This is a genomic window from Enterobacter sp. CM29 (assembly GCF_013179605.1).
GTDB lineage: Bacteria > Pseudomonadota > Gammaproteobacteria > Enterobacterales > Enterobacteriaceae > Enterobacter > Enterobacter intestinihominis.
This window is the reverse complement of record NZ_JABMCU010000259.1, coordinates 1-5002: the sequence shown is the minus strand read 5'-3', so window position 1 is coordinate 5002 and position 5002 is coordinate 1. Positions and strand designations below refer to the sequence as shown.

The 5002-nt window shown below is 54.7% G+C and carries 3 protein-coding genes and 2 pseudogenes; 3 read left to right on the top strand and 2 right to left on the bottom strand.

Annotated elements, in window-relative coordinates:
• Together mreB and csrD are read right to left on the bottom strand one after the other, a co-directional pair.
• Positions 1 to 367, bottom strand: a pseudogene (gene mreB / locus HP459_RS21280) (rod shape-determining protein MreB); the annotation flags it as partial.
• 282 nt (positions 368 to 649) lie between these two features.
• On the bottom strand, positions 650 to 2590 hold the full coding sequence (gene csrD, locus HP459_RS21275) for an RNase E specificity factor CsrD (protein ID WP_022649564.1): 1941 nt from the start codon (positions 2588 to 2590) through the stop codon (positions 650 to 652).
• A gap of 183 nt (positions 2591 to 2773) precedes the next feature.
• On the opposite strand from csrD, the gene HP459_RS21270 reads away from it, so the two are divergent.
• The 3 genes and pseudogenes from HP459_RS21270 to HP459_RS21260 all read left to right on the top strand — a co-directional run.
• Positions 2774 to 3748 (top strand): MDR family oxidoreductase, encoded by a 975-nt coding sequence (locus HP459_RS21270; RefSeq protein ID WP_023298743.1) that lies wholly within the window; start codon positions 2774 to 2776, stop codon positions 3746 to 3748.
• A 77-nt stretch (positions 3749 to 3825) separates the two neighbouring features.
• Positions 3826 to 4827: a protein-methionine-sulfoxide reductase catalytic subunit MsrP gene (gene msrP / locus HP459_RS21265; RefSeq protein ID WP_045309168.1), complete on the top strand. Its 1002-nt coding sequence runs from the start codon at positions 3826 to 3828 to the stop codon at positions 4825 to 4827.
• Positions 4828 to 5002: pseudogene (locus tag HP459_RS21260) on the top strand (sulfoxide reductase heme-binding subunit YedZ); the annotation flags it as partial.

Genomic DNA, 5002 nt, shown 5'->3' with positions numbered 1-5002 from the left:
GTTCAACCTGGGTTGCGCCAACCGGCACACACACCAGTACGCGCGGGCTTGGGCGCATAAAGCTGTTGCTATGAACCTGCTTGATGAAGTGCTGAAGCATTTTTTCGGTCACGAAGAAGTCAGCAATAACGCCATCTTTCATTGGGCGGATCGCGGCAATGTTGCCCGGCGTACGGCCCAGCATCTGCTTCGCATCATGGCCTACTGCGGCCACGCTTTTTGGCGAGCCAGCACGATCCTGACGAATGGCCACAACGGAAGGCTCATTCAATACGATGCCTTGTCCTTTTACATAGATAAGGGTATTCGCGGTACCCAGGTCAATGGACAGGTCATTGGAAAACATGCCACGAAATTTTTTCAACATACTAAGGGATAATCCTGAAAGCTGGGGCGGAAAACAAAATCCGCTTACTTTACCAACCACACGCAGCAGCGACAAGGCGCAAAAATCGTCTGCTACGGTGAAAATTAGTGCAGCACGTTTCCTTTGTTACAAATTCATCCCCTGAATCCCTCAGGGCTGAGTAAACAGCAGCGTCCCTCACTTTCACTTGTAACCTATAAAAGGTCGTTCACTGGCTTTTATGCTCGTCTTACTCAAAGCTACAGGCGCGATATTCTACGTGAAAACAAAGTAAACGGCAGGTCAAACAGAGTATCTTTGCAAATATTTTTTCACATTGGTGTCAAGCGGCTGAGAGGCGGCAAAAAAATCCCCCTGACCGCCCGTCACGCCGCGCTCTGTCAACATCTGCCATTCACTGCGTGAACGTACGCCTGCGGCAAATACTTGCGTTTGCGTTCCTTTGCACGCCTCCACCAGGCTTTGTACCAGCAGCTGGTTTTCCGTGCGCTTTTCGATATTCCTTACCAGACCCGGATGCAGCTTCAATAATTCGACATCCAGCTCTTTGATCCAGCTGGTGCTGACCAGGGTAAGACCCGCCTGTGTTACCGCCACGCGAGCCCCAAGCGCATTGATTAAACGCACAACCGAGCGCAACCGGCTGATGTGTTGACCTACATCTGCCTCTGCAAGTTCAAAAATAATGCGTTTGCGTTGCGATTTTTCGCATTGCATTAACGTGTCACGTAACCAACGCTGAAAACGCGGACGGATCAGCGATTCGACGGTCACCTGTAAAGCCAGATTTTCTTCAGGCCAGTACGATAAAAACGGAATGAGGCGGGTGATTTGCTGGCGGTCATACTCTTCGGACAATCCGAATTGCAGCACCATCGGCAAATACTCTGCGGAGATAACCTCCTCGGTCCCATCAAAAATACGGCACATCAGCTCACGATGATGGACATGACCATTTTTTATGACCGCCGGTTTTTGATAGATGCGCGGTCCACCCCGGCTCAGCATCTGTTCAATCAGGGTTCGCCAGCGTACGTTGCCGCGCCCTTTTTCCGGTAGCGTATCATCATAGACCGCCCAGCCATTCGCCCCCTGCAATACGGCGTTGCGCGTGGCCGCTTCTGCATGTTCCATCACCTGCTCCGTCGACTGACCGCCGCGCCAGGCACAGATGCCCATATGCACCATGTCGTCGCGGTCGAGCATTTTGCTCTGGGGTAGCGCATCGACGGCTTTCAACAGCTGGCTGGCGATACTCTCGGACTCCTTTAAGGTGCGATGCGGCAGCAAGACGGCAAAGTCGCTGCGGTGGTAGCGTGCCAGTAACGCGCCGGGGTAGCGCATAATAAAGGTGGACAGCAGGTTAATCAGCGTGAAGAGGTTCTCTTCCGCCACGCGCTGGCCCCAGGTATCACGGAGCAGATCGAAGTCGGGCAGGCGAATCATCATTACCACGCCATGCGTCCCCACCTTTTCGGGATCATCAAGAAGCGTAGCCAGCTGATTATCAAAGAAGAGACGGTTGTTAAGGCCCGTTTTGTTATCCTGCGCGGCGTAGGAGCGAATCAACGTGTCCATACGGCTACGCTGATCGCTGGCAAACTGGATTTCGGAGAGCAGCACGTCCAGGGCGCTACTGGTACGTGATGGCCATTCATAAACCGATCCCCGTACCTGCGGACCCCGCTCGCCATTCAGTATTCGCACCGAGCGTGTTTCCAGCAGTTCCTGGCCGGAAAGTTGACGACGCTGCCAGCGAACGGCGAGGAAAATCAGCAGGACGATCAAGGCAACGGCGATGGTTAAGGGCGCGGTGGTCATGAGCGAGCGTAAATAGTTGCTCATCGGATCCTGGTACATCAGATGGATTGTCATACCCGGATGTTTAAGTGAGCGTACCGTTATGTCCCGATACTGATCTACCGTGCCGGCAGGACGGTAGCTGCCCTGACGGGTATGGCTGAAAACGGTCTGCTTCCCCTGTTTAATGTCGATCTGCACGATATCCACAGGCACCATTAACTCATCCAGTTCACGCGAAAGTGCCGGGAAGGAGGTTGTAATCAGGCGAGTGTCGATAACCGATGCAACCGATTCTACCCGGTTAACCAGCTTATCCTGGATGGCATTATAAAAGCTCAGCGAGCAGCCGATTAGCGTGACAAATATGGTCAGTCCCGTCAGCAAGGTGATAAAAGCTGAGAACTTCGTCGTTAATCGCATCCTTGAGATTACTCCGTGGGTTGAAGGGGTCGCAAGTGAGCGCTAACTTGCATTTCAAATGCGGCATACTACCAAACCTGGTGTATCTGGCAATTTATTGCGTTAAATCGGCACTGCGTTTCATTGAGCGAGTATAGTCTTCAGTACATATTTTCCCATCATCAATCCTAGTGAGGACCCTGTATGCAGGCTTTGATCTTAGAACAGCAGGACGGCAAAACCGTTGCCTCGGTGCAAGCCATTGACGAGAGCCGCCTGCCGGAGGGCGACGTGACCGTAGATATCGACTGGTCAAGCCTGAACTATAAAGATGCACTGGCCATTACGGGAAAAGGTAAAATCATCCGAAATTTCCCAATGGTGCCAGGCATCGACTTGGCTGGACGCGTGCATACCAGTGAAGATCCGCGTTTTCACGCCGGACAGCAGGTGCTGCTCACCGGCTGGGGCGTAGGTGAAAACCACTGGGGAGGACTGGCAGCGCAGGCGCGCGTAAAAGGTGACTGGCTGGTCCCGATGCCGAAAGGCCTGGACGGCCGTAAGGCGATGATCGTCGGCACGGCAGGTTTCACCGCCATGCTCTGCGTGATGGCGCTGGAAGAGGCCGGGATCCGTCCTGACTCTGGCGAAATTGTCGTGACCGGCGCCAGCGGTGGCGTGGGCAGCACGGCCGTCACGCTGCTGCACAAGCTGGGGTACCAGGTCGCCGCCGTCTCTGGCCGCGAAAGTACGCATGATTATCTACGTCAGTTGGGCGCAAGCCGTATTCTGAGCCGCGACGAATTCGCCGAGACCCGTCCGCTGGAAAAACAGGTCTGGGCTGGCGCTGTAGATACCGTCGGCGACAAAGTGCTGGCGAAGGTGCTGGCGCAAATGAATTACGGTGGCTGCGTGGCGGCCTGTGGTCTGGCGGGTGGTTTTGCCCTGCCGACGACGGTGATGCCATTTATTCTGCGTAACGTGCGTCTTCAGGGTGTCGATTCGGTCATGACCCCAGCCGAGCGGCGGGCTGAGGCCTGGGAACGTCTGGCGCGGGATCTGCCAGCCTCATTCTATGAGCAGAGCGCCACTGAGATTACCCTGAGCCAGGCGCCAGAGTACGCCAATAAAATCATGGACAACCAGTTCCACGGTCGTGCGCTGGTTAAAATCGCCTAATCTTCAAATTTTCGTGACATATTCGCGCTAACCCTCCTCCTCCGTCATGCTTAGAAAAACGCCTGACGGAGGATGCCATGAAAACCCGAAAACTGACGGAAGCAGACGTAACGTCCGAGTCTGTCTTTATGCTACAGCGTCGCCAGATCCTGAAAATGCTTGGCATCAGCGCCACTGCCCTGACGCTCCCCCCTGCGGCCCACGCCGATCTGCTCGACTGGTTTAAGGGCAACGACCGCCCGAAAGCCCCCTCTGGCGCACCGCTTAACTTCACGAAACCGGCGCAATGGCAGAATAAACTGACGTTGACGCCGGAAGATAAAGTCACCGGCTATAACAACTTCTATGAGTTTGGCCTTGATAAGGCCGATCCTGCCGCCAACGCCGGGAGCATGAAAACCGATCCCTGGACGCTGAAGATTGATGGCGAAGTGGCAAAGCCGCTGACGCTAGATCATCATGACCTCACCACCCGCTTCCCACTTGAAGAACGCATTTACCGTATGCGCTGTGTGGAAGCCTGGTCGATGGTGGTGCCGTGGGTAGGTTTCCCTTTGCATAAACTGCTGGCGCTGGTTGAGCCCACCAGCAACGCGAAGTATGTTTCCTTCCAGACGCGCTATGCCCCGGACGAGATGCCAGGCCAGAAGGATCGGTTTATCGGCGGCGGGCTGGAGTATCCCTACGTTGAAGGTTTACGTCTCGACGAAGCCATGCATCCGCTTACGCTGCTCACCGTCGGGGTTTACGGCAAAGCGCTGCCGCCGCAAAACGGGGCGCCCATTCGCCTGACCGTACCGTGGAAATACGGTTTCAAGGGCATCAAATCGATCGTCAGCATTAAGCTCACCCGTGAACGCCCACCCACCACCTGGAACCTCGCAGCGCCAGATGAGTATGGTTTTTTTGCCAACGTTAACCCGCACGTTGATCATCCACGCTGGTCGCAAGCGACGGAACGTTTTATCGGTTCCGGCGGCGCGCTTGATGTTAAACGCCAGCCAACGCTGCTGTTTAACGGCTATGCAGATGAGGTGGCATCCCTCTATCGTGGGCTGAATTTACGGGAGAACTTCTAAGTGCGTTTAACGGCAAAGCAGATAACCTGGCTGAAGGTACTCCTGCATTTAGCCGGATTGCTCCCCTTTATCTGGCTCTTTTGGGCAGCCAGCCAGGGACAGTTCAGTGCCGATCCGGCTAAAGATATTCAGCATTTTACGGGTCGGATGGCTCTGAAATTTTTGCTGGCGACCT

Coding starts and splice junctions, on each gene's coding strand:
- HP459_RS21270 (WP_023298743.1), top strand. CDS start 2,774: ATGCAGGCTTTGATCTTAGAACAGCAGGACGGCAAAACCGTTGCCTCG.
- msrP (WP_045309168.1), top strand. CDS start 3,826: ATGAAAACCCGAAAACTGACGGAAGCAGACGTAACGTCCGAGTCTGTC.
- csrD (WP_022649564.1), bottom strand. CDS start 2,590: ATGCGATTAACGACGAAGTTCTCAGCTTTTATCACCTTGCTGACGGGA.